Raw genomic sequence first — 23819 nt, forward strand, 5'->3', positions numbered from 1 at the left:
GATAGTTTAGTCAAATGCTTAGCGCTATCACTAAGGGTTGTTCTTGCCCCGCCTTGTGGATAACTACCGCCGCGACAGGGTAGAATCGAGGTTTACAGAAGTGGTGGACATGAAAGATTTTTGGCAGACTTGCGTCCAGCGACTGGAGCAGGACCTACCTCCGCAGCAAATTAGCGCCTGGATACGCCCCTTGGTTCCGCTTGCGTTCGATGAGACGCAGGCGGTTCTGCGCGTTTCCGCGCCCAACCGCTTCAAGCTGGACTGGGTGCGCAAGAACTTTTCGCATCAGATCGAAACCCTGGCCACCGAATGGTACGAGCGGCCGGTGCAGGTGGCCTTCGAATTGGCCAGTTCCGCGGGGGCGCCCCGCAGCGTATCGGCGGCGCCGGCACCGCCCCCGGGTTCCATAGGCCTTGCTCCGCAGCCCGTCCCGCGTTCGCCCAGCCCCGCAAGCGCCACGCCGGCTCCGCCGGCCCCACAGGTTTCCGCCGCCGTCGCCGCCGCCGAACTCGCGCACGACCGGTCGCGCTTGAATACCGACCTGACCTTCGACAACTTCGTTACCGGGAAGGCCAACCAACTGGCGCGCGCCGCCGCCCTGCAGGTCGCCGAAAACCCCGGCGTGTCGTATAACCCCTTGTTCCTGTACGGGGGCGTGGGCCTGGGCAAGACCCACCTCATCCATGCCATCGGCAACGCCTTGCTGGCCAACGGCAAGGGCACGCGCATCCGCTACGTGCATGCCGACCAATACGTGTCCGACGTGGTCAAGGCCTACCAGCGCAAGGCCTTCGACGAATTCAAGCGCTATTACCATTCGCTGGATCTCCTGCTGATCGACGACATCCAGTTTTTTGCAGGCAAGAATCGTACCCAGGAAGAGTTCTTCTACGCGTTCGAGGCCATGGTCGCCCAACGCAAGCAAATCATCATTACCTCGGACACCTATCCCAAGGAGCTGTCCAATATAGACAGCCGGCTGATTTCCCGCTTCGATTCGGGCCTGACGGTGGCCATCGAGCCGCCGGAGCTCGAAATGCGCGTCGCCATCCTGTTGCACAAGGCCGACAGCGAGGGCGTGACCATGCCCGAGGAAGTCGCATTCTTCATCGCCAAGCATCTGCGCAGCAATGTGCGCGAACTCGAAGGCGCCTTGCGCAAGGTCTCGGCTTATGCGCGCTTCCATGGGCGCGAGGTTCTCACCGTCGACGTCTGCAAAGATGCGCTCAAAGACCTGCTGTCGGTATCGAACGGCCAGATCACCGTCGAGAACATACAAAAGACCGTGGCGGACTTCTACAAGATCAAGGTGGCCGACATGTATTCCAAGCGCCGGCCCGCCAACATCGCCATGCCGCGCCAGGTGGCCATGTACCTGGCCAAGGAACTGACGCAAAAAAGCCTGCCTGAAATTGGCGACCTGTTCGGCGGGCGGGATCACACGACCGTGCTGCATGCGGTGCGGAAAATTGCCGATGCAAGGTCCAAGCAGACCGAGCTCAACCATGCTTTACACGTACTAGAACAAACCTTAAAAGGATAACCATGCAACTCGTACAAGCGACTCGTGATGCATTGCTCAAGCCACTATCGACGGTAGCGGGTATTGTCGAAAGAAGGAATACGCTGCCCATCCTGGCAAACATTCTTCTGCGTAAAGAAGGCAAGAATGTGGCGTTCATCGCCACCGATCTCGAAGTCCAGATCACGACGCATGCGGAGTTCGGCATTGGCGACGACACCGAGTCCACCACCGTGGCCGCCCGCAAACTGCTGGATATCCTGCGCGCCCTGCCCGACACGGGCGACATCAAGCTGGGGCAGGCCAGCGGCAAGCTGTCGGTGCAGGCCGGCAAAAGCCGTTTTGCATTGCAGACCATGGGCGCCGCCGAGTTCCCCACGCTGGCTCAGCCGGAAAAATGGGACGTGTCCTTTTCCCTGCCGCAAAAAACCCTCAAGCACCTGTTCAATATGGTGCACTTCGCCATGGCGCAGCAGGACATCCGCTATTACCTGAACGGCCTGCTGTTCGTGTTCGAGCCCGGCTTCGTCCGCGCGGTGGCCACCGACGGCCACCGCCTGGCCCACAGCGGCACCACGGTCGAAGGTATAGAAAACAAGCACGACGTCATCGTGCCGCGCAAGACCGTGCTGGAGATGCAGCGGCTGCTGGGCGATACCGAGGATCCCGTGTCCATCGATGTAGCCACCGGCCAGATCCGTTTCCGCTTCGGCGATGTCGAACTGGTGTCCAAGCTGGTCGAAGGCAAATTCCCCGACTTCACCCGTGTGATACCCAGCAACTACACCCGGCATTTTTCAGTCGACCGCGAAATCCTGCAGGGCAGCCTGCAGCGCGCGGCCATTCTTACCACCGACAAGCTCAAGGGCGTGCGCCTGCAGCTGTCCGACAACCAGCTGAAGATATCCTCTTCCAACGCCGAGCAGGAAGAAGCTCAGGAAGAAATCGATATCGACTACAGCCACGAAGCGCTGGATGTCGGCTTCAACGTCAGCTACCTGCTCGATGTCCTGGCCAACGTCAAGACCGATACCATCCAGTGGTCGGTCCAGCCCGACGTCAACGCGTCGGCGCTGATCACATCGCCTGAAGACGACCAGTTCAAATACGTTGTCATGCCCATGCGCATTTGAGTCTTCACGAGCCCCACAGTGTCGCAGGAAGCGCCCGGGCCGTCCGGCCCGCAGCGTTTCAATAGCCGCAAGGCTTATATAAGGTTTCCATAAACTATGTCAGATCAAACCACGAATGCCGCCGCAGCCGGATACGGCGCCGATTCCATCAAGATGCTCAAGGGGCTTGAAGCCGTTCGCAAGCGCCCGGGCATGTACATTGGCGATACTTCCGACGGAACAGGCCTTCACCACATGGTTTTTGAGGTCGTCGACAATGCCATCGACGAAGCATTGGCCGGCTATTGCGACGACATCATCGTCACCATCCACGCCGACAACAGCATATCGGTCAGCGACAATGGCCGCGGCATCCCCACCGCCATCCACAAAGACGACGAATTCCATCGCAGCGCCGCCGAGATCGTCATGACCGAACTGCATGCCGGCGGCAAGTTCGACCATAATTCCTACAAGGTTTCGGGCGGCCTGCATGGGGTGGGTGTGTCCTGCGTGAATGCGTTGTCCGAATGGTTGCGGCTGACCATCTCGCGTAACGGCCATGTCCATGAAATGGAATTCCGCCGCGGCGAGCGCGTGGAACCCCTGGCCGTCACGGGCGATACCGATGCGACCGGCACGCGCGTGCAGTTCCTGGCCGACACCCAGATCTTCGAAAACATCGAATACCACTACGAAATCCTGGCCAAGCGCCTGCGCGAACTGTCCTTCCTGAACAATGGCGTCAAGATCCGCCTGCTGGACGAGCGCAGCGGCAAGGAAGAAAACTTTGCCTTCCTGGGCGGCGTAAAGGGCTTTGTCGAATACATCAACCGCAGCAAGACCGTGCTGCACGGCAATGTGTTTTCGGTCAGCACGCAATCCACCGTGGGCGACACCGACATCGGCGTCGACGTGGCCATGCAATGGAATGACAGCTACACCGAGACGGTGCTGTGCTTCACCAACAATATTCCGCAGCGCGACGGCGGCACCCACCTGACCGGCCTGCGCGCCGCCATGACGCGGGTGCTGAATAAATACATCGCCGACAACGAAATGGCCAAGAAGGCCAAGGTCGACACCACCGGCGACGACATGCGCGAAGGCCTGGCCTGCGTCTTGTCGGTAAAGGTTCCCGAGCCCAAGTTCAGCAGCCAGACCAAGGACAAGCTGGTGTCCAGCGAAGTCCGCCCCGCCGTCGAAGAGGCCGTGGCCCGTACCCTGGAAACCTGGCTGCTCGAGAACCCCAACGACGCCAAGGCCCTGTGCAACAAGATCGTGGAAGCCGCCCGCGCGCGCGACGCCGCCCGCAAGGCCCGCGAGATGACCCGTCGCAAAAGCGTGCTGGAAGGCGCCGGGCTGCCCGGCAAGCTGGCCGACTGCCAAGAGAAAGACCCCGCCCTCAGCGAAATCTACATCGTCGAGGGCGACTCCGCCGGCGGCTCCGCCAAGCAGGGCCGCGACCGCAAGTTCCAGGCCATCCTGCCTTTGCGCGGGAAAGTGCTGAACGTGGAAAAGGCGCGCTTCGACCGCTTGATATCCAGCGAACAGATCACCACCCTGATCACGGCCCTGGGCACCAGCATCGGCCCGGATTTCAACATCGAGAAGCTGCGCTATCACCGCATCATCATCATGACCGACGCCGACGTCGACGGCGCGCACATCCGCACCCTGCTGCTGACGCTGTTCTATCGGCAGATGCCTGAACTGGTCGAGCGCGGCTATGTGTACATCGCCCAGCCGCCCCTGTACAAGGTGAAGGTCGGGCGCGAAGAGCGCTATCTGAAAGACGACGCCGAGGAAGCGCAATTCATGCTGCAGGTGGCATTGAAGGACGCTTCCCTGATGGTCAAGGATGGCGCCGAACCCATCAGCGGCGACGCGCTGGCCGAATTGGCCCGCCAATACATTGCCGCCGATGCCGTGATCAACCGCCTGTCCCGCTACACGGACATGGCGGCGCTCTCGGCCATGGCCGAAGGGGTCGAGATCAACCTGGACGACGCCGAACAGGCCGCCGCATCGGCCAAGCGCCTGCAGGATGCCATCTACGATCCGTCTGAGCCCAATGCCGTCAGCGTGGCCGTCGACGAAAACGAAGAGCAGAATTCCTGGCGCCTGATCCTCAGCCGCATGCATCACGGCAATGTGCGGATCAGCGTCTTCGACCGCACTTTCGTGCGCGGCGCCGACTACGCCACCCTGGCCAAGGCCGCCCAGACCTTCATGGGCCTGATGGGCACCGGCGCCCTGGTGGCGCGCGGCGAGGGCGACAAGCGCAAGGAGAAGCCCGTATCCGACTTCCGCGAAACCATGCAATGGCTGCGGGGCGAGGCGGACCGCAGCATCAGCAAGCAGCGCTATAAAGGCCTGGGCGAAATGAATCCGCAACAACTGTGGGAAACCACCATGGATCCCACGGTGCGCCGCCTGCTGCAGGTCAAGGTCGAGGACGCCATCGCCGCCGACGAGGTCTTTACGACCCTGATGGGCGACAGCGTGGAACCGCGCCGCGCGTTCATCGAGTCCCATGCCTTGCAGGCGGGGAATATCGACGTGTAAACGTGCCAGGCTCAGTCTTCAACGATGCATCGTAATCAGAGACCCATTCTTCCCGATGAATGCCATGGGCGGCGGGACGTTTGCCGCTTTGGCACGGTGGATTGAATGGCGCCTGTAACGGAAAACACCGCCGATGCCGAGCACGGTTCAATCCACTGGAAGAGAAATCTAGTCGTTTCTCTGCTCGGTTCGTTCTCCACCATCGTGGCGATGACACTGCTTCTGCCTTTTCTGCCGCTCTACGTTGAAGAGCTGGGCGTGAAGGATCATGCCGCCATTGTGCAATGGTCGGGCATCGCTTTTGGCGCCACCTTTCTGGCCGCCGCATTGGTGGCTCCGTTATGGGGCAGGCTGGGCGACATTTACGGACGCAAGCTGATGCTGGTACGAGCCAGCCTGGGCATGACCGTCGCCATCTCATTGATGGGCATGGCGAGCAATGTGTGGGAACTCGTCGCCCTGAGGCTTTTCGTGGGCCTGGCGGGCGGCTATGCCTCTGGTTCGATGGTTCTCGTGGCCACGCAGACGCCAAAAGCCAGGTCTGCCTGGGCGCTCGGCCTGCTTTCGTCAGGCATCATGGCAGGCAACCTGGTCGGTCCCCTGATAGGCGGCGTTTTGCCTTCCATCATGGGCATACGCAATACGTTCTTTGCCGCGGGCGCGGTGATTTTCCTGTCCTTCCTTGCAACGGCATTTTTGATCAAGGAAGAAAAGTCGCCGAGTCGTAAAGCAGCCGCGAAGAAAAGCGGTGGCTGGAATGCGGTTCCGGATAGACGCCCGGTGATTGCCATGCTGATTACGGGCATGCTGCTGGTCTTTGCGAACATGTCCATCGAGCCGATCATTACGGTGTACGTGTCCCAACTGACGTCTGATCCGTCAACAGTGACGATGATCGCGGGTGTCGTCATGTCAGCCGCCGCGCTGGGCAGCATCCTGTCCGCGACAGCCTTGGGGAAGCTGGCTGACAGGATCGGCCATTGGCACGTCATTACAGGCGCTCTTGCAGCGGCTGCCGTCCTGCTGATCCCTCAGGCGTTTGTCACCAATGCCTGGCAACTGATCGGTTTGCGATTCTTGATGGGGATTGCTCTGGGCGGGTTGCTGCCATGCATCACGGCGGTGATTCGGCATTCTGTGCCACATCATGCCGCCGGCGGCATTTTGGGCCTTTCGGTTTCGTCGCAATATGCGGGCCAGGTCGCCGGGCCGGTACTGGGCGGCTTTGTTGGGGGGCATATTGGAATGCCGGCTGTCTTTCTTGGCACCTGTGTGCTGATGGCCGGTGCCGCCTTGTTTACCTGGGCTGTTAAACCGTCCAGCAGTGGCAAAGGGCAGCTTGAAAAGGCTGGACCGGCCTGAAGCGCCTCAACCCGTAAAACGGAACGCTACATGAGGGTGTGTGGCGCTGAAAAGGTTTGGCGGCACCGGGATGAAACTTGACTAACCGCTGTGTTCGGATGCCACCGCTCCCGCCAGCCGCAGCGCATCGCACAAGGCCGACACGGCGGGGTTGAGGCAGTCCTTGCGGTAGGCCAGATACAACGTCGACCGCAAGGTATGCTCGGCCTGTAGCGGCAGGTATCGCACGCCGCCCGGCCGCAGCTCGCTGACCGAGGCGGGCACCACCGCCGCGCCTATGCCCGCCTCGACCAGCGCCAGCAGGGTGGGCAGCAAGCTCTCCATGACGTAGTTCGGCGTCAGGCCATTGCGCTCGAACAGCGATGCCAGCAGCGTGTGGAAGTACAAGGAGGTCTGGCGCGCAAAACCGATGAGCGGCTCCGTGGCGAGTTCCGCAATGGGAATGCTGTCGCGCCATGCCCAGGCGTGCTGCATGGGAAGCGCAACCACGAGCGGCTCGCTGTCTACCGGCTCGCGGTGCAGCTCGTCGTCCTCGCTGTCCCCGGAATGGCGCAGAAGGGCGACGTCCAGCCGGTCCTGAACGAGCAGCGTGTGCAGGCGTCCGGTATCGGCCTCGGTCATGGACAGCTGGATCCGCGGATGGCGCTGGCGGTACGCGCCGATGGCGGCGGGTATGAGCCGGTAGGCCGCCGTCGGCGTGAATCCGATGCGCAGCAGGCCCGCGTCGCCCGCCGCGACGCGACGGGTCGCGGCCACGGCCGCCTCTCCGTCTTCCATCATTTGTTCCATGGCTTCGCGCAGCAGCGCTCCGGCCGGAGTCAGCCGCACCGTGCGCGTCGAGCGCTCGATCAAGGGCGCGCCGACGCGTTCTTCGAAGAGGCGCACTTGTTGGCTGAGGGGCGGCTGCGTCATGTGCAGCCGCCTTGCGGCACGGCCGAAATGAAGTTCCTGCGCGACGGCCATGAAGGCGAGCAGTTGTCTTGAATAGAGCGCCATAGCTTGCTATTAGGTCGATTATCGTATTGATGTACCTTGAATTTTATATTGGATGGATTGAATCCGACAGCCTAAGATGGTTCATGCATGGGTCGACAAGCCTTGGCTCTGAATGAATTGCCAATTCGGGTATTGCCGACGACACTTTTATTTATCAGGAAATACTCATGACCATCCAAGCCCGCGGTTTTGCAGCCTTTGCCGCTGCCCTGACCTTGGCAGTCGCCGTAGTGCCCACAGCGCTTGGCCAGACGGCCGCCTATCCCAGCAAGCCCATACGCCTGGTCGTGCCGTTCGGCGCGGGCAGCGTGACCGACCAATTGGCGCGTACCGTCGGCGCCGGCCTGGCCGACGCCCTCGGCCAGCCGGTCGTCGTGGAGAACAAGTCCGGTGCGGGCGGCAATATCGGCGCCGGCTATGTGGCAGCCGCAGCGCCAGACGGCTATACCCTGCTGATGGGTGCGGCCAGCACCAACGCAATCAACCCCAGCCTGTACACCAACCTGAAGTACGATCCGCTGAAGGACTTCGCGCCGGTGGCCAACTTCGCGTCGGTGACCAATGTCCTGGTGGTCAACCCCGAGGTCAAGGCCCGTTCCGTGAAAGAACTGATCGAGGTGCTCAAGAAGAGCGATGCATACAGCTACGCATCGGGCGGCGCCGGGGGCAGCCAGCATCTGTCGGCCGAACTGTTCAAGTCGATGTCGTCGACCGACATGGTGCACATCCCCTACAAAGGCGGCAGCGAGCCGCTGCCCGATCTGATCGCCAACCGCGTGCAGGTGATGTTCTGCAATCTGCCCGTCTGCCTGCCCCACATCAAGTCCGGCAAGCTGGTGGCGCTGGGCGTGACCTCCAGCAAGCGCTCGCCCCTGTTGCCGGAAGTGCCGACGATTTCCGAGTCCGGCCTGCCCGGTTACTCGGTCGAAGGCTGGTTTGCCTTGTTCGCCCCCGCCAAGGTGCCGGCCGAAATTCTTGACCGCCTTCATGACGAGACAGCCAAGCTGCTTGCCAAGCCCGAGGTGCAGGAATTGATTCGTCGCCAGGGTGCGGAGCCGAACGGCGGCACTCGGGAAGAGTTCGCGCGCTTCGTGCAAGCCGAACACGACAAATGGGCCAAAGTCATCCAGGATGCCAACATCCGTATCGAGTAAGCGGTCATGCGTTCAGGTATTTCGCTTCCCTCGATTGCCCAAGCCTTGAGGGACATCGAGACGGGCGCATTGCGCGCACGCGACTTGGCCGAGCATTGCCTGGCGCGCATCAGCGCCCGCAATCCGGAGGTCCAGGCTTTCCTCGCCAGCGATGCCGGCCACGTCCGGGCGCAAGCCGACGCGGTGGACGCCGGCTTGCGGCGGGGCTTGCTGCGCGGCATACCGTATGTCGTGAAAGACGTGATTGAAACCGCCGCCTATCCCACGACGTATGGTTCGCCCATCTACTCGGGTCACACCACCGGCCGCGATGCCGCCTGCGTGGCGCTATCTCAGGAGCAGGGCGCCGTCCTGCTGGGCAAGGTGGCGACCAGCGAGTTTGCCACCCAGACGCCGGGGCTGGTGCGCAACCCGCTCAATCTGGCGCATACGCCTGGCGGCTCCTCCAGCGGCTCGGCCGCCGCCGTCGCCGACGGCATGGCCATGGCTGCCTGGGGCACGCAAACGACGGGCTCGATCACCCGGCCCGCCGTTTACTGCGGCGTAGTGGGTTACAAGCCGAGCTTCGGGTTTGTCTCGGCGGCAGGCGTCGGCGTGTTGAGTCCCTCGCAGGACACGGTGGGCGTTCTGGCCCGCAATGTGGCCGACGCCGCCGCAGTCGTGCTGGGCACCCACGGCCAGCGCTACCATGCGCCATCAGACGACCTGCGCTACACGGTCGGCATTTGCCTGTCGGCGCAGTGGCGGCACGCCAGCGCCCAGGCGCTCGAGGCGCTCCGGAGCTGGACCGCCAGGCTTGCGGCCGCGGGGATCGGTGTCAAAGAACTGACGCTGCCGGCTGAGTATGAATCCCTGATCGAAGACCAGAGCCGGCTGGTCGCCTACGAAGCCCGCCAGGCGCTGACGCACGAACGCATGACGGCCGCAACGCAACTCAGCCCCCGGCTGCACGAGCGCCTGGCAGGGGGCGGCCGGATCGACCTGGTTGAATACCTTGCCATGCAGCGGCGCGCCTTCGAACTGCGTTGTGGGGTCGAGGCCCTGTTCGCCGACGTCGATGCGCTGGTTTATCCCGCTTCGGACGACGAGGCGGAACAAGGCCTGGCCAACTCGGGATCCCCGCGCTTCGGGGCGCTCTGGACCTTGCTTCACCTGCCTACGGTGGCCATGCCGCTGGATGCGGGCAGCGGCGGGCTGCCTCTCGGAGCGCAGATGATAGGGCGGGCCGGCAGCGACGTGGCGCTTCTGCAGATGGCGGAGCGCGCATCGGCGCACAGTCGCTGGCTGAGCGGGACTTGAGGCTCACGCGGGTTCCCCATGTACCCGGGGACCCGCGTTTTCATGCAGGCTATTGCGCAAGCGCAAACCGGCGGGCTAAGCTAGCGCCGTGGCCATGCCGCCGGCGAGGCTTTGCCCGCACAGGTGGAAAGGGGCGCGCTCGTTCAAGAACCCAGCCTGAAGGGGACTCATTTGGCACTCAAAAATACGGGTATCGCCCCGGTGACATTCATCGGTTCCGCCGTCATTGCGCTTGGCCTGATCGCCTATGCGTCCATGGCGCCCGAGTCGGCCGCCGCCCTGTTTTCGGGCGCAAACGCATGGATCATCGCGGAAGCAGGCTGGTTCTATATGCTGGCGGTGGGCTTCTTCGTGCTCTTCCTGCTGGGCCTGGCCATGAGCTCGCTGGGCAAGGTCAAGCTGGGGCCCGACGAGTCCGTTCCCGATTACAAATTCGGCACCTGGGTGGCCATGCTTTTCAGCGCGGGCATGGGCATAGGCATTGTGTTCTATGGCGTGGCCGAACCCATCATGCATTTTTCGCAACCGCCGGACGCCGTGCCCGGGTCCGCGCAGGCGGCCCGCGATGCCATGGGCATCACCTTCTTTCATTGGGGCGTCCATGCCTGGGCCATTTATGCGGTCCTGGGCCTGGCCCTGGCGTACTTCGGATACCGGCGCAATCAGCCGCTGGCCATCCGGTCCGCCTTCCATCCCATCGTGGGCGACCGCATCCACGGCCCCCTGGGCGACATCATCGATATTTTCGCGGTGGTGGGCACGCTGGCGGGCCTGGCGACCTCGCTGGGCCTGGGCGTGTCGCAGCTGAACGCCAGCATGAGCTATCTGATGGGCATACCGCAGGACCTGACCACGCAGCTCATCCTGATCGCGATCGTGACGGCGCTGGCCACCATGACGGTTGCCACCGGGCTGGACAACGGCATACGGCGCCTGAGCGAGCTGATCATCATCGTGTCGTTCGTCCTGATGCTACTCATCATCGTCCTGGGCCCCACCCGCTTCCTGCTGAGCGCGCTGGTCGAAAACATTGGCCTGTACCTGCATGCCTTTGTCGACCGGACCTTCCATGTCTATGCCTACGAGCCCACCGAGTGGGTGGGAACCTGGACCATCTTCTATTGGGGCTGGTGGATGTCGTGGGCGCCTTTCGTGGGCATGTTCATCGCGCGCATATCGCGCGGCCGCAGCATACGCCAGTTCCTGCTGGGCGTGCTGTTCGCGCCGGCGGGCTTCAGCTTCATCTGGTTCACGATATTCGGCGACCTGGCCATCTGGCTGGACATGTTCGTCGCCAAGGGACGGATAGCGGAAACGGTTTCCAGCAACCTGCCCATCGCGCTGTTCACGGTGTTCGATTACATGCCCTGGTCGAAGGTGCTGGCCTGGATTACCGGCTTGCTGGTGGCCGTCTATTTTGTGACGGCGTCCGATGCCGGCGCGCTGGTGGTGTCCATGATCACCTCCAAGGGCGACGAGGAACCCCCGCTGTGGCTGCGCATCTTCTGGGCTCTGGCCTGCGGCGGTGTGGCGGGCTGCCTGCTGTTGGCGGGGGGACTGGAAGCGGTGCAGGCCGCGGCGGTGATCGCCGCCTTTCCGCTCAGCATACTGATGCTGCTCATGTGCTATGGCATCCTGAAAGGGCTGCGCGACGAGGTGGCCCGCCAGGCCAGCCGCAGCCTGCCCACGGCGCCCTTGCTGGCCGCCCAGGGCGGCATGTCCCTGAGGCAGCGCCTGAACCACATCGTGACGCACCCCACCAAGGCGCGGGCCACGGAATTCATCGGCAAGGAAGTGATCGCGGCTTTTGACCTGGTGGCGTCCGAGCTGGAAAAGCGGGAGATCCTTGCCGACGTAACGCGGCTGGATGACGGCGCGCAGCTGATCGTGCACCACGGCGACGGTGCCGAAGACTTCACCTATGCCGTGCGCCTGATCAGCCAGCCCATTCCCGCTTTCGCCTTGTCGGACGCCGCCCGGAGCGAAGGAGAAAAGAAGCGCTTCTTCCGTGCAGAAGTGTTTCTGAACAATGGGGGGCGCGGCTATGATATCTATGGCTACAGCACCGAACAGGTGGCGGCCGACATCATCAATCACTATGACCGCTTCCGCCATTACCTGTATGTGCTGGATCCGGACACCACCATGTAGCTGCCCGGCCGGGCATGCCGGCGGGGCGCATTGACAGTTGATAGGCGGCGGCTTACTCTTTGCGGCTGTGTCACAGGCGATGCGCCACCAGACAGATTCAAGGAGACCGTAATGAAAATGACCCGCTTGTTGAAATCGTTGGCGATCGCCGCCGCGCTGTGCGCGGGCGCGGCGCATGCGCAGGTCAGCGTGATGCTGCCCGCCAACCCGGGCGGCGGCTGGGATGCCACCGGGCGTCAGGCCTTCCAGGCCCTGAACCAGGCGGGCATCTACAAGGGCACCGTGAACTTCACCAACAAGGGTGGGGCGGGCGGCACCATCGGCTTGTCCGACTTCCAGCGTTCGCAGAAGGGCAAGGCGGATGCGCTGGCGGTTTTCGGCGCCATTACGGTCGGCGCCATCACGCTGAACAAATCCCCCGTCGACCTCAGCAAATTCAAGCCTGTGGCGCGCCTGACCGCCGAGTACCTGGTGCTTGCCGTCAAGGCCGATTCCCCCTACAAGACCCTGGATGATTTCGTTGCCGCGCTCAAGAGCAATCCCGGTGCGACTCCGGTGGGCGGCGGTTCCGCCGGCGGCGTCGACCATATCGCCCTGGCGCTGCTGGCGCAAAGCGGCGATGTGCCTGTGCCGTCCCTGAATTACATTCCGCAGGCGGGCGGGGCGGATACGGTCGTCGGCATCATCAACGGAACACTCAAGGCCGGCATCTCGGGCATTTCCGAATTCCAGCAGTTTGCGCAAGACGGCCGGATACGCATCCTGGGCGTCACCACCGCCGAGCGCCTGAAGAGCCTGCCCGACGTACCCACGTTCAAAGAAGCGGGATACGACGTCGAAATCGCGAACTGGCGGGGCATTCTGGGTTCGGTCGACATGCCCGAAGCCAACTATAAGGAATGGGTCGAGCGCTTCACCAAGCTGAGCGAAAGCAAGGAATGGCAGGCGGTGCTTGAAAAGCAGGCCTGGGACGCCTACTTCCTGCCGGGCGAGCAATTCGCCGCCTTCATCCAGAGCGAGAGCAGCCGCATCAACAAGATCCTGAAAGACGCGGGCTTGAGCAAGTAATCGCACCGCAACAGTGAAGGAATGCCGATGACGTTGCTGCGCAAGGGGCCCTGGTGGCTGGGGCTGGCCGTGATCCTCATGGGGGCGGTCTGTTTTTATGCCTCGACCGAACTGGCGGCAACCGCGCAGTATGCCGCCATCGGTCCCGGCATGTTCGTGGCCGGCGTCGGCCTGGGCCTGGTGGGGCTGGGCGTACTGCTGCTGATCCAGACTGCGCGCGGCGAGGTGTTCGAGCCTGAAGAGGCCGAGAACGCGGCGCCGGGCCAGCCCATGGACAAGCGCGCTTTCTTCACGGCATTGCTGGCCGCCATCGTGCCGGCGCTGACGATTGAAACGCTGGGGCTGCCGTTGACGGCCATGCTGTCGTTCATGCTGGTGGCGCGGGCGTTCGGCTCGAAGCGCCTGGTGCCGGATCTGGTCGCGGGGCTGGTGCTGGGCGTCGCAAGCTGGTTCCTGTTCGGCAAGCTGGGGCTGCAGCTGGGCGGCTTCTTTCCCTTGGCGGGTATGTAATGGATACCTTCGCACTGCTGCTTCACGGTTTCGATGTTGCGCTTACGCCCGTCAACCTGATGTGGGCGCTGGTCGGGTCGGTGCTGGGCACGGCCATCGGCATTCTTCCCGGCATCGGGCCGGCGCTGACCATCGCATTGCTATTGCCCGTCACGGTGTCGGTGGGGCCGGTATCGGCCTTCATCATGTTCGCCGGCGTTCTGTACGGCGCCATGTACGGCGGGTCGACAACGTCCATATTGATCAACACGCCCGGCGAAGCGGGGTCGATGATGACCGCGCTCGAGGGCAACAAGATGGCGCGCGCGGGGCGCGGCGCGGCCGCGCTGGCGACGGCGGCCATCGGCTCCTTCGTCGCCGGAACCATTGCGACGCTGCTGCTGACGTTTGCGGCGCCCGTCGTGGCCGAGCTGGCATTCCTGCTCAAGCCGGCCGACTATTTTGCGCTGACCGTTCTGGCCTTCACCTCGGTGGCGGTGGTCATGGGCGCGTCGCGGGTGCGTGGCTTCGTTTCCCTGTTCATCGGCCTGGCCCTGGGCCTGGTCGGCATCGACGCCATGACCGGCCAGCCACGCATGACCTTCGGCATCGCCGCCTTGCTCGACGGTGTCGAGCTGACCGTTGTGCTGGTGTCCCTGTTTGCGGTGGGCGAGATACTATATGTGGCCAGCCGCTATACCTATGGGCAGGACGAGATCATTCCCATCAAGGGCAAGGCCTTCATGACGCGCGACGACTGGCGCCGCTCATGGAAGCCCTGGCTGCGCGGCACCGCCATTGGTTTTCCCATAGGCACCATACCCGGCGGCGGATCCGAGATTCCCACCATGCTGTCCTATACGCTTGAAAAGAAGCTCGCCCGGCACAAGGACGAGTTCGGCAAGGGAGCCATCGAGGGCGTCGCGGGGCCGGAGGCGGCCAACAATGCGTCGGCCGCGGGCATATTGGTGCCGCTGCTTACGCTGGGTCTGCCCACGTCGGCGACGGCCGCCATTTTGCTGGCGGCATTTCAAAATTACGGCTTGCAGCCGGGTCCCTTCCTGTTCACCAGCAACCCCGAACTCGTCTGGGGCCTGATCGCCTCGCTGTACATAGGCAATGCCATGTTGCTGGTGTTGAACCTGCCTTTGGTGGGCATGTGGGTGAGGCTGTTGCAGATCCCGCGCCCGCAGCTGTATGCCGGCATTCTGGTTTTCGCCATGATCGGCATCTGGGGCGTGTCGGGCTCGGTGTTCGAGCTGGGCCTGATGGCCGCATTGGGTATGGTCGGCTATGCGATGCGTGTCTACGGCTTCCCCATACCGCCGCTGCTGATCGGCCTGATCCTGGTGCCCCTGGCCGAAACCCAGCTGCGCACGGCGCTGGCTGCCGGACAGGGACGCCTGTCGGTTCTGTTCGATACGCCGATTTCGGTGACTTTCCTGTCGCTGGCTTTCCTGTTCCTTTTCCTGCCCGTCGTCCTGAAACGCCTGAAGGGAGGCGCATAAGCCGGAAGTTGCTTGACTTTGCGTCGTATACGAATATACTTACGCCCATCAAGGGGAGTAGCTTTCTTTCCGCGGCATCGTCATTACGGCAGTCTTGCAAGGCTTTGCAAGCTCCCGGTGCCCGGGCAACACATCGTGTTGCAAGCGAGACCTTGCCATTAAGGGCAAGGTCCGTACTCCAGCGATAGCTGTGGCCTGCGTCCTTACGGATCAGGCCATTTTTGCTTTTTCCAGCGCTCGCCTTGACTGTACTCAGTGTCATTCAAGCAAGCCGGCCACTGCAAGCGGCTCGATCCGTTTCCCATCAGAACTTCATTTTGATATTTAACGGGTGACTTATGCTTGAATTTCTACAAACACTGAGCTGGGCGGCGGTCTTTCAGATCATCCTGATCGATATTCTGCTTGGCGGCGACAACGCCGTGGTCATCGCGCTGGCGTGCCGGAACCTGCCGCGCAAGCAGCGCATGCAAGGCATCTTGTGGGGCACCGCGGGCGCCATCGGCCTGCGCGTGGGCTTGATCGCCTTTGCCCTGACCTTGCTCAGCGTGCCTTTCCTGAAGATTGTCGGCGCGCTGCTGCTGGTATGGGTGGGCATCAAACTGCTGATTCCGGACGAGGACGCGCATGGCAAGATCAATGGCGGCACATCCGTGATGTCCGCCGTCAAGACGATCATCGTGGCTGATTTCGTGATGAGCCTGGACAACGTCATTGCCATTGCGGGCGCGGCCCAGGGGGCGAATCCGGAACACCAGATAGGCCTGGTCATATTCGGCCTGGTGATCAGCGTGCCCATCATCATCTGGGGCAGCACCCTGGTGCTGAAGCTGATCGATCGCTATCCCAGCGTCGTCACGTTCGGCGCGGCCTTGCTGGGCTGGATTGCCGGCGGAATGCTGATTACCGATATCGTCATTGTCGAGCGGTTCGGCGAGCCTTCGGGCATGATGAAGCTGGCGGCCGAAATAGCCGGAGCCTTGCTTATCGTGGCGGCAGGCCGCTGGTTCGCGCAGCGCAAGCGCGCCGCGGCGGCCAGCGCGTAAGCGGAGAGTTGCCGATGACCGGCAAGGCGGGGGAACGGCCCCCGCCTTGTCAATACAGCCCCAGGTCTTTCCTGGGCGCGGCGGCGGGAATGGTGAAATCCAGTCCCTTCACCGCCTGATCGATGCTTATGCCGTCGTTCAGGCGCACCCACACAGTGCTCAAAAGCGGATCCATGAAGGGTTTCATGCGCTGATTCATGATGACGCCGACATCTTTGGTGATGGCCGAGAAAAGATCTTTCAGCGTGCCCTCGCTGGGTATGAGCTCATCGATGATCAGATAAGCGGGATAGCCGTGCAGGGCCAAAGGTATTTCCAGCAGGGAGACGCCCGGAAAGGCCTGAACCCCCCGGACCTCCATCAACGCGACGGGTATGGGCCGGTGCGAGAACCAGGCGAGCCGCATCGTGCCGAGCACGCGCATGGCCTTGCTGTCCGGGTACAGGTGCTTTTCGATATCGAAATAGTAGACGCGGCGCTGGGGACGGTTGGACTGCGAATCCGGTGAAAATGCCGGGACCTCGGGCAGGGCCAGCGCGGGCCGGTTGCTTGACAGCGGATTTTGAGTTGCGGCGTCTTCAGTCATGGTCGGTAAAGCGGTATGAACCGAAGCGGATTATAAGCCAGGCCCCGCATGAAGAGCGCGCCCAATACGCATGCGCCGCGCCATGCATGAAGGCATGGAACGGCCTTGAGCTTAATGGGGGGCGGGCTAGCTGACCAGTTCGACGCGCCCGGTATCCAGCCTGTAGATTCCCCCGACGATCTTGAGCTTTTCCTCGCGTACGCTTCTGGCCAGTATGGGCGTGGCTTCCCGCAGGAGCCCGACGTTGCGCCGTATGTTCTCTTTGGTGGCCGCCTCGATGAGGGCGCCTTCCTGGCCTGACGTGGCCGAGGCGCGTACCGCTGGCATCAAGGCCGTGGTGATGCTTTGGATGTGTCCGGGAAAGTCGGTGTCGTTCTTCAGGGCGTCCACGGTCGCGCTGATGGCGCCGCAGCGTGTATGGCCCAGCACCATGATCAGCGGCGCCTTGAGCACGGCGGTGCCGTATTCAAGACTGGCCAGGATATCGGTGGTGACATAGTTGCCCGCTATGCGTGTGACGAAGAGGTCGCCCCGCGCTTCGTCGAAGCACAGTTCGGGGCTGACGCGCGAGTCGGCGCAACTGAGCACGCAGGCATAAGGGTTCTGCGCGCTTGCCAGGCGGCCGCGGGTGGAGGCGAAATCACGATCGGTCGCCTGGTTCGATGCATAGCGCTCGTTGCCCCGCATCAGGCGTTCCAGCGCCTGGTCGGGCGACAGGACATTGTCCGGCTTGGGCGTTGCGGCATGGGCCCGGCCCGGCAGGCCGGCGATGCCCGCCACGGATGCCAGCCCCAGCGCTGCAAGCGTCCTGCGGCGCGAAGGAGAGGCGGGGCCCGCACTGCGTTCACACATTAAACACATGGATGTCTCCTGGAGGCTCTGGCGAGCGGCGTTGTTATGAGTATGCGACCGAGGCGCCGCCATTGTGCGGGAGGAAACGGCGGGCAGGCAAGCGATATTTCCGTTCCGTTCGGGCGGATGTCGAATGCGGGGTATTTTTTATAGATAGAAAAAAATAATTTTTGGCCTTCCTGAAAGCGATCTTTGGGAAGATGAACATGCAGCTGCGACCGAACATTGATAATTCTTATTAAAGGGACAAGCATGTTACGTAAACGACTCCACCTGAAGCCGGCGCTGCTGGCCAGCGGACTTTCATTGGGCGCCTTGATGCTGGCCCCGCCTTTGGCGGGCGTATCCCAGGCGGCGGAATCCTATCCCCAGAAGCCCATACGCCTGATCATCCCCTATCCTCCCGGCGGCGCAACCGATGTCATCGGCCGCATCGTCGGAAAAAACCTGAGCGACGAGATCGGCGAGCAGGTCGTCATTGAAAACCGCGGCGGCGCGGGCGGAAACATAGGCGCGGGCGAAGTGGCGCGCGCCAAGCCGGACGGCTATACGCTGCTGATGGGTGCGTTGACCTCGCATTCGGTCATGGCGACCCTGGAAAAGGGCAAGCTGCAGTACGATCTTCGGAAAGACCTGACACCGGTGGGCATTGCGGGCTCGGTGCCGCTGGTCGCCGTGGTCAATCCATCCCTTCCGATCAAGTCGTTGAACGAGCTGGTCGACTACGCCAAGAAGAATCCGGGAAAGCTCAACTTTGCCTCCTCGGGCGCCGGCGCGCCGCAGCGCATGGCCATGGAACTGTTCAAGCAGATCGCGGGCGTCAATATCGTGCATGTGGCCTATCGTGGCAGCGGTCCCGCCATGACGGACCTGGTGGGCGGCCAGGTCGAGACCATGACGGAAACGGTGCCGGCGGCCATCGGCTTCATCAAAGGCGGGCAGCTGCGTCCCCTGGCGGTCCTGACGCCCGAGCGGATTTCGATGCTGCCCGATGTGCCGACCGCCCAGGAACAAGGCTTGACCGGTTTCAACGTCAGCTCATTGTTCGGTGTCATGGCGCCAACGGGCACGCCGCCGGCTGTCGTGGAAAAACTGAATGCGGCGCTGGTCAAGGCGCTGTCCAAGGAAGAAGTAAAGGCCCAGCTGCTGGAGCAAGGGGTTTACGCCAGCCCCATGCCCATAGCCCAGTCGCAGAAGCGCCTGGCCGCGGAAATCGACCAGTGGGCCAAGGTCATCCACGACGGTAAGATAACCGTCAATTAAATGCAGAAGAGAAGAGCAGGCTATGTCCAAAAGCAAATCGTCCCCTCCCCATGATGCCACCGGCTTGCGCAAGGGTTTGACCAGTTACGGCGATAACGGCTTTTCGCTGTTTTTGAGAAAGGCCTTCATCAAGGGCGCGGGCTATTCCGACTCGGCGCTGGACCGGCCTGTCATCGGCATCGCCAATACCGGCAGCGCCTACAACCCCTGCCATGGCAACATGCCCCAGCTGATCGAGGCGGTGAAAAGGGGCGTCATGCTGGCGGGCGGCCTGCCCATGGAGTTCCCGACGATTTCCATACACGAGAGCTTCGCCTATCCGACCAGCATGTATCTGCGCAACCTCATGTCGATGGACACCGAGGAAATGATCAGGGCCCAGCCTATGGACGCGGTGGTCCTGATCGGCGGCTGCGACAAGACCGTGCCGGCCCAGTTGATGGGGGCGGCGTCCGCGGGCATACCGGCCATCCAGCTGATTACCGGTTCCATGCTGACCGGCTCGCATCGTTCCGAACGCGTGGGTGCATGCACCGACTGCCGACGCTACTGGGGCAAGTACAGGGCCGATGAGATTGACGACCAGGAGATCTCCGACGTCAACAACCAGCTGGTGGCCAGCGTGGGCACCTGTTCGGTGATGGGAACCGCCAGCACCATGGCGTGCATTGCCGAGGCGCTGGGCATGACGGTTCCGGGCGGCGCCACGCCGCCGGCGGTGACCGCCGACCGCATGCGCATTGCCGAGTCGACGGGAACGCAGGCGGTAAGCCTGGCCAGGTCGGGATTGACGATAGACAAGATCCTGACCGCCGATGCCTTTGAGAACGCCATGAGAGTCCTGCTTGCCATAGGCGGGTCGACCAACGGCATCGTCCATCTGGCCGCCATTGCCGGGCGGCTGGGCATGGACATCGACCTGAAGACCCTGGACCGCATGGGCAGGGAAACGCCGGTGCTGCTGGACCTGAAGCCCTCCGGCCAGCACTATATGGAGGACTTCCATAAGGCCGGAGGCATGGCCACCTTGCTGCGCCAGCTCAAGCCCCTGCTCAAACTGGATGCCCTGACGGTGACCGGCCGCAGCCTGGGCGAGGAAATGGAACGGGCCGGGCCTGGCTTCGCGCAGGACGTCGTCAAGTCCGTGTCCGACCCCATCTATCCTCAGGGCGGCATTGCGGTGCTGGAAGGCAATCTGGCGCCCGGCGGAGCCATCATCAAGCAATCGTCGGCGGATGCGGGGCTGATGGAGCACGAGGGCCGGGCGGTGGTCTTCGAAAATGCAGCGGACCTGGCCAACCGGATCGACGCCGACGATCTGGACGTCAATGCCGACGATATCCTGGTCCTCAAGAACATCGGCCCGAAGGGCGCGCCCGGCATGCCCGAGGCCGGCTATATCCCGATACCCAGGAAGCTCGCCGTCAAGGGCGTGAAAGACATCGTCCGTATTTCGGACGGCCGCATGAGCGGCACGGCATTCGGGACCATCGTCCTGCACGTCACGCCCGAGTCGGCCATAGGCGGGCCCCTGGCTTACGTGCAGAACGGCGATCGCATACGGTTGAGCGTGAAGAATCGCGAAATATCCCTGCTGGTTCCCGAAGACGAAATGCAGCGCCGGCGATCGGCCATGCCCGTCGTGCCGCCCACGGCGGATCGGGGCTACAAGAAACTTTTCCTGCAATCGGTCACCCAGGCGGACAAGGGGGTGGATTTCGATTTCCTGCGCGCGCCGGACGCCAGCGGCAAGGCACCCGGGTCGTAGCCGCCACGGCATGAGTCGCCGCCGCAAGGGAGCGCCTCAGGCGCTGAACACGGCCCTGGCCTGCTGGTAGATGAATTCCGACATCCTGGCATGATGGCCCTGCGTGTTCCAGATCAGCCCGTTTCTTCGGACGGGCGCCCGTTCCGGCAGGGGGATGCGCGTGATCGACATGGATTGCCACATGGAGGACCAGTCGGGTATCAGCGAGACGCCCAGGCCCTCGTGGACCAATGCGGCGATGGGCAGGATGCCGTCGATTTCCAGCCTTTGCCGGGGGTGCAGCTGATGATCCCGCAGGTAGCGGTCGGCCAGTTGTCCGCCGTATATGTTCCGGTCGTAGCGGATGAAGGGTTGCGTCAACAGCAGATGATGGGCGTCCTGCCCCTTCAGGCTGCTGTGCGCGATGACGACCAGGGGCTCTTCCATCAGCGGCTGCCAGCGGCAATTCTTGGGAAGGCTGAATTGGGGCTCGACCACGACGGCGGCATCGAGTTCTCCGCTGGCCACTTTATGGCAAAGCTCGACAGAGGCGCCCGGCGTTACAAAGATGGAGATGTCCGGGTGCGGGTCGTAAACCCGCTTCAACAGCGGTGGCAGGACATTGGTCAGGGCCGACACGAAGCAGCCTATGCGGAACTCGCCCAGCGGGCTGCCGTTGACGGCCATGGCGCGCAGGCCGCGGATATCGCGAATGACCGCTTTCGCGCCTTCGAGGATGCGCACGCCGTTCTCGGTGGGCTTGACCGAACGGCCGGAGCGCTGGACCAGCGCCACCCCAAGGTCGTTTTCAAGCGCCTTGATGCGTGCCGCAATGGCCGCCGAGGTCAGGTCCAGGCGCCGGGCGGCCTCCGCGAACGACCCGGCCTCGACAACGGCGACGAAGCTTTGCATGTATTTCGTATCCATGGAACTCGGTGCCCCGCTAGACCAGGCAGTTGAAGCAAAAAATATCTTTGCTGTGAATCAAGCCGAATCTACTTTAACGTAAAAGCGAACTGAGCAATACTTTCCAGTTATCGGATACCAACCCACAGGAGCAAGCTCATGGCCGGCAAAAAACCAAGCGGGGTACTGACGCCCGTGCTGACGCCTTTCAATAGCGACTATTCGGTTTCCAGGCCGCGCTTCTTGAAGCACTGCCGCGCCCTGATCGAGCAGGATGTCGGCCTGGCGGTGTTTGGCACCAATTCCGAAGCCAACTCGCTGTCCGTCGCCGAGAAACGGCACTTGCTGGATGTGCTTGCGGACGAAGGCCTGCCCACCGACAGGATGATGCCGGGCACCGGTTGCTGCGCGATCACGGACTCCGTCGAATTGACCCGGCATGCCGTCGACCTGGGCTGCGCCGGTGTGCTGATGCTGCCGCCCTTTTATTACAAGGGCGTGAGCGATGAAGGGCTGTACAGAAACTACGCCAGCATCATCGATGCGATCGGCGACGACCGCCTGAAGATTTATCTTTATCACATCCCTCCGGTGTCGCAGGTGGGCATCAGCCTGAATCTGATCGAGCGCCTGCTGAAGGACTATCCCGGCGCGATCGCGGGGATCAAGGACAGCTCGGGCGACTGGAATAATACGGCGGCGATGCTCAAGGAATTCCAGCCCGCGGGATTCGACGTTTTTGCGGGCAGCGAAGTATTCCTTTTAAGAACGCTGCGTCACGGCGGGGCGGGGTGCATCACCGCCACGGGCAATGTGAATGCGGCCGCCATTGCGCGCCTGGCTGCGACCTGGCGGGATGACGATGCCGGCGCTGACGAGCAGCAATCGGCCCTGGATGGCGTAAGAGGAATCTTCCAGAAGTACCCCATGATCCCCGCCATGAAGTCGGCCATTGCCTGGCAGGCGCAAGACCCGGCCTGGGCGGTGCTGCGGCCGCCGCTGGTGGAGCTGACGGCCGACCAGACCCAGGCGCTGCGCCAGGATCTTTCCGCCGCGAGCTTCCAGATACAAAATGCTCAGGCCCTGGCGCATGCCGACGCTTAAGGTCTTGCGGATTTCCTTGGTGCCGGCCGGCGCCGGCATGCCCCGCCCATGAGCGCTCCATCGCGGTTTCCCCCCTTGCTTAAAGTGGGCGTTTTTCCGGAGCCGGTCGAACTGGCCCTGCTCGAGACCTTCACGCTTGCCGAGTTCGACGACCTGGGGCGGGAGGGCAAGCCCAGGCACGATGAGATCGCCGGTATCGTCACTCGCTCGAATTACCGTATCAGCCGGGAACTGATCGATCAACTGCCGGGCTTGCGCATCATAAGCACCAATGGAGTGGGCTATGACGGGATCCCGCTGGACTATGCCAGGCAGAAGGGAATCGTCGTCACCAATACGCCCGAGGTGCTCAACGAGGCGGTCGCTGAAATGGCTGTCGGCCTGCTGCTCGCCTTGTTGCGGCATATTCCCGGGGCGGACGCTTTTGTGAGGGAAGGTGCATGGCCGGCCATGTCCTTCCCCCTGGGCACGACGCTGGCGGGCAAGAAGGTGGGCATAGTGGGGCTGGGCAGGATAGGCAAGGAAATCGTCAAGCGCCTGCTGCCGTTTCGGGTCGATGTGGCCTATTTCGGCAGGTCCAGGCAGGATGTGGAATGGGCCTATTTCGACGACATAAACCCGTTGGCGGCGTATGTGGATATTCTTGTCCTATGCTGTCCGGGCGGGCCCGAAACCCGTGGGCTAATCGATGCCCGGGTCTTGCAGTCGCTGGGCCCCAAGGGCTTCCTGGTGAACGTGGCACGAGGCAGCGTCGTGAACGAGCCCGACCTTTGCCGCGCCTTGATTGATAAAACCATCGCGGGCGCGGCGCTCGACGTGTTCAATCGGGAGCCGCTGGATGCAAGCCCTTTGCGCGACCTGGATAATGTTGTACTGGCGCCCCATATCGGCAGTGCCACGCATGAGACCCGAATGCGGATGGCCGCCTTGGCCATTCGCAACCTGTGCGACTTTTTCGATACGGGCAGAGCGGTGACGGCTGTTGCGTAAGTCCTAATCGTCGAAAACGAAATCGCCCCGCATGGCATTCAGTACGGGATGCGGCAATTGAAGAAAGGCGTCTTCCTTTCCGGGCCGGATGGTGAA

Annotated in this window: 19 protein-coding genes; 15 read left to right on the forward strand and 4 right to left on the reverse strand. The window is 62.6% G+C overall.

Going from position 1 to position 23819, the window contains the following annotated elements; genetic code table 11:
* Positions 1 to 109 precede the first annotated feature (109 nt).
* The 4 genes from dnaA to OEG81_RS00020 all read left to right on the forward strand — a co-directional run bounded on the left by dnaA (position 110) and on the right by OEG81_RS00020 (position 6564).
* Positions 110 to 1543, forward strand: a complete 1434-nt coding sequence (gene dnaA, locus OEG81_RS00005) for a chromosomal replication initiator protein DnaA (protein ID WP_264130634.1) — start codon at positions 110 to 112, stop codon at positions 1541 to 1543.
* Positions 1544 to 1545: 2 nt separating this feature from the next.
* Complete coding sequence (dnaN, locus tag OEG81_RS00010) at positions 1546 to 2655, forward strand: DNA polymerase III subunit beta (protein WP_264130635.1); 1110 nt, start codon at positions 1546 to 1548, stop codon at positions 2653 to 2655.
* Positions 2656 to 2751: 96 nt separating this feature from the next.
* Complete coding sequence (gene gyrB, locus OEG81_RS00015; RefSeq protein ID WP_264130636.1) at positions 2752 to 5202, forward strand: DNA topoisomerase (ATP-hydrolyzing) subunit B; 2451 nt, start codon at positions 2752 to 2754, stop codon at positions 5200 to 5202.
* Between the two features lie 105 nt (positions 5203 to 5307).
* Positions 5308 to 6564: an MFS transporter gene (locus OEG81_RS00020; protein WP_264130637.1), complete on the forward strand. Its 1257-nt coding sequence runs from the start codon at positions 5308 to 5310 to the stop codon at positions 6562 to 6564.
* A gap of 81 nt (positions 6565 to 6645) precedes the next feature.
* On the opposite strand, the gene OEG81_RS00025 is transcribed toward OEG81_RS00020, so the two are convergent.
* The gene (locus OEG81_RS00025; RefSeq protein WP_264130638.1) at positions 6646 to 7560 is read right to left on the reverse strand and encodes a LysR family transcriptional regulator; all 915 of its coding nucleotides are present in this window, start codon (positions 7558 to 7560) and stop codon (positions 6646 to 6648) included.
* A gap of 167 nt (positions 7561 to 7727) precedes the next feature.
* On the opposite strand from OEG81_RS00025, the gene OEG81_RS00030 reads away from it, so the two are divergent.
* The 7 genes from OEG81_RS00030 to OEG81_RS00060 all read left to right on the forward strand — a co-directional run bounded on the left by OEG81_RS00030 (position 7728) and on the right by OEG81_RS00060 (position 16275).
* On the forward strand, positions 7728 to 8714 hold the full coding sequence (locus tag OEG81_RS00030) for a Bug family tripartite tricarboxylate transporter substrate binding protein (protein ID WP_264130639.1): 987 nt from the start codon (positions 7728 to 7730) through the stop codon (positions 8712 to 8714).
* A gap of 6 nt (positions 8715 to 8720) precedes the next feature.
* Positions 8721 to 10013 (forward strand): amidase, encoded by a 1293-nt coding sequence (locus OEG81_RS00035; protein WP_264130640.1) that lies wholly within the window; start codon positions 8721 to 8723, stop codon positions 10011 to 10013.
* Positions 10014 to 10184: 171 nt separating this feature from the next.
* Positions 10185 to 12164, forward strand: coding sequence for a BCCT family transporter (locus OEG81_RS00040; protein ID WP_264130641.1), 1980 nt, complete (start codon positions 10185 to 10187; stop codon positions 12162 to 12164).
* A gap of 111 nt (positions 12165 to 12275) precedes the next feature.
* Positions 12276 to 13232, forward strand: coding sequence for a Bug family tripartite tricarboxylate transporter substrate binding protein (locus OEG81_RS00045; RefSeq protein WP_264130642.1), 957 nt, complete (start codon positions 12276 to 12278; stop codon positions 13230 to 13232).
* A gap of 27 nt (positions 13233 to 13259) precedes the next feature.
* Positions 13260 to 13742, forward strand: coding sequence for a tripartite tricarboxylate transporter TctB family protein (locus OEG81_RS00050; protein WP_264130643.1), 483 nt, complete (start codon positions 13260 to 13262; stop codon positions 13740 to 13742).
* Positions 13742 to 15229 (forward strand): tripartite tricarboxylate transporter permease, encoded by a 1488-nt coding sequence (locus OEG81_RS00055; protein WP_264130644.1) that lies wholly within the window; start codon positions 13742 to 13744, stop codon positions 15227 to 15229. Before OEG81_RS00050 ends, OEG81_RS00055 begins: the two co-directional genes overlap by 1 nt.
* A 338-nt stretch (positions 15230 to 15567) precedes the next feature.
* On the forward strand, positions 15568 to 16275 hold the full coding sequence (locus tag OEG81_RS00060) for a TerC family protein (protein WP_264130645.1): 708 nt from the start codon (positions 15568 to 15570) through the stop codon (positions 16273 to 16275).
* A 49-nt stretch (positions 16276 to 16324) separates the two neighbouring features.
* Here the strand turns inward: OEG81_RS00060 and OEG81_RS00065 are convergent, their stop codons facing one another.
* Together OEG81_RS00065 and OEG81_RS00070 are read right to left on the reverse strand one after the other, a co-directional pair.
* Positions 16325 to 16861 carry a hypothetical protein gene (locus OEG81_RS00065; RefSeq protein ID WP_264130646.1) on the reverse strand — a complete coding sequence of 179 codons (537 nt, stop codon included), beginning with the start codon at positions 16859 to 16861 and terminating at the stop codon, positions 16325 to 16327.
* A 126-nt stretch (positions 16862 to 16987) separates the two neighbouring features.
* The gene (locus OEG81_RS00070) at positions 16988 to 17722 is read right to left on the reverse strand and encodes a carbonic anhydrase (protein WP_264130647.1); all 735 of its coding nucleotides are present in this window, start codon (positions 17720 to 17722) and stop codon (positions 16988 to 16990) included.
* A 243-nt stretch (positions 17723 to 17965) separates the two neighbouring features.
* Here OEG81_RS00070 and OEG81_RS00075 point away from each other — a divergent pair, with 243 nt between their 5' ends.
* Positions 17966 to 18976, forward strand: coding sequence for a Bug family tripartite tricarboxylate transporter substrate binding protein (locus OEG81_RS00075; RefSeq protein WP_264130648.1), 1011 nt, complete (start codon positions 17966 to 17968; stop codon positions 18974 to 18976).
* A 22-nt stretch (positions 18977 to 18998) separates the two neighbouring features.
* Positions 18999 to 20744, forward strand: a complete 1746-nt coding sequence (locus OEG81_RS00080; protein ID WP_264130649.1) for an IlvD/Edd family dehydratase — start codon at positions 18999 to 19001, stop codon at positions 20742 to 20744.
* A gap of 36 nt (positions 20745 to 20780) precedes the next feature.
* Here the strand turns inward: OEG81_RS00080 and OEG81_RS00085 are convergent, their stop codons facing one another.
* Positions 20781 to 21650 carry a LysR family transcriptional regulator gene (locus tag OEG81_RS00085; RefSeq protein WP_264130650.1) on the reverse strand — a complete coding sequence of 290 codons (870 nt, stop codon included), beginning with the start codon at positions 21648 to 21650 and terminating at the stop codon, positions 20781 to 20783.
* A gap of 138 nt (positions 21651 to 21788) precedes the next feature.
* Here OEG81_RS00085 and OEG81_RS00090 point away from each other — a divergent pair, with 138 nt between their 5' ends.
* Together OEG81_RS00090 and OEG81_RS00095 are read left to right on the forward strand one after the other, a co-directional pair.
* Positions 21789 to 22733: a dihydrodipicolinate synthase family protein gene (locus OEG81_RS00090; protein ID WP_264130651.1), complete on the forward strand. Its 945-nt coding sequence runs from the start codon at positions 21789 to 21791 to the stop codon at positions 22731 to 22733.
* Positions 22734 to 22781: 48 nt separating this feature from the next.
* A complete protein-coding gene (locus OEG81_RS00095) occupies positions 22782 to 23723 on the forward strand; it encodes a 2-hydroxyacid dehydrogenase (protein ID WP_264130652.1) in 942 nt (313 codons plus the stop codon).
* Positions 23724 to 23819: the final 96 nt, after the last annotated feature.

Origin of the sequence: Pollutimonas sp. M17, assembly GCF_025836975.1 — a bacterium.
In the GTDB taxonomy this organism is placed as follows: Bacteria; Pseudomonadota; Gammaproteobacteria; order Burkholderiales; family Burkholderiaceae_B.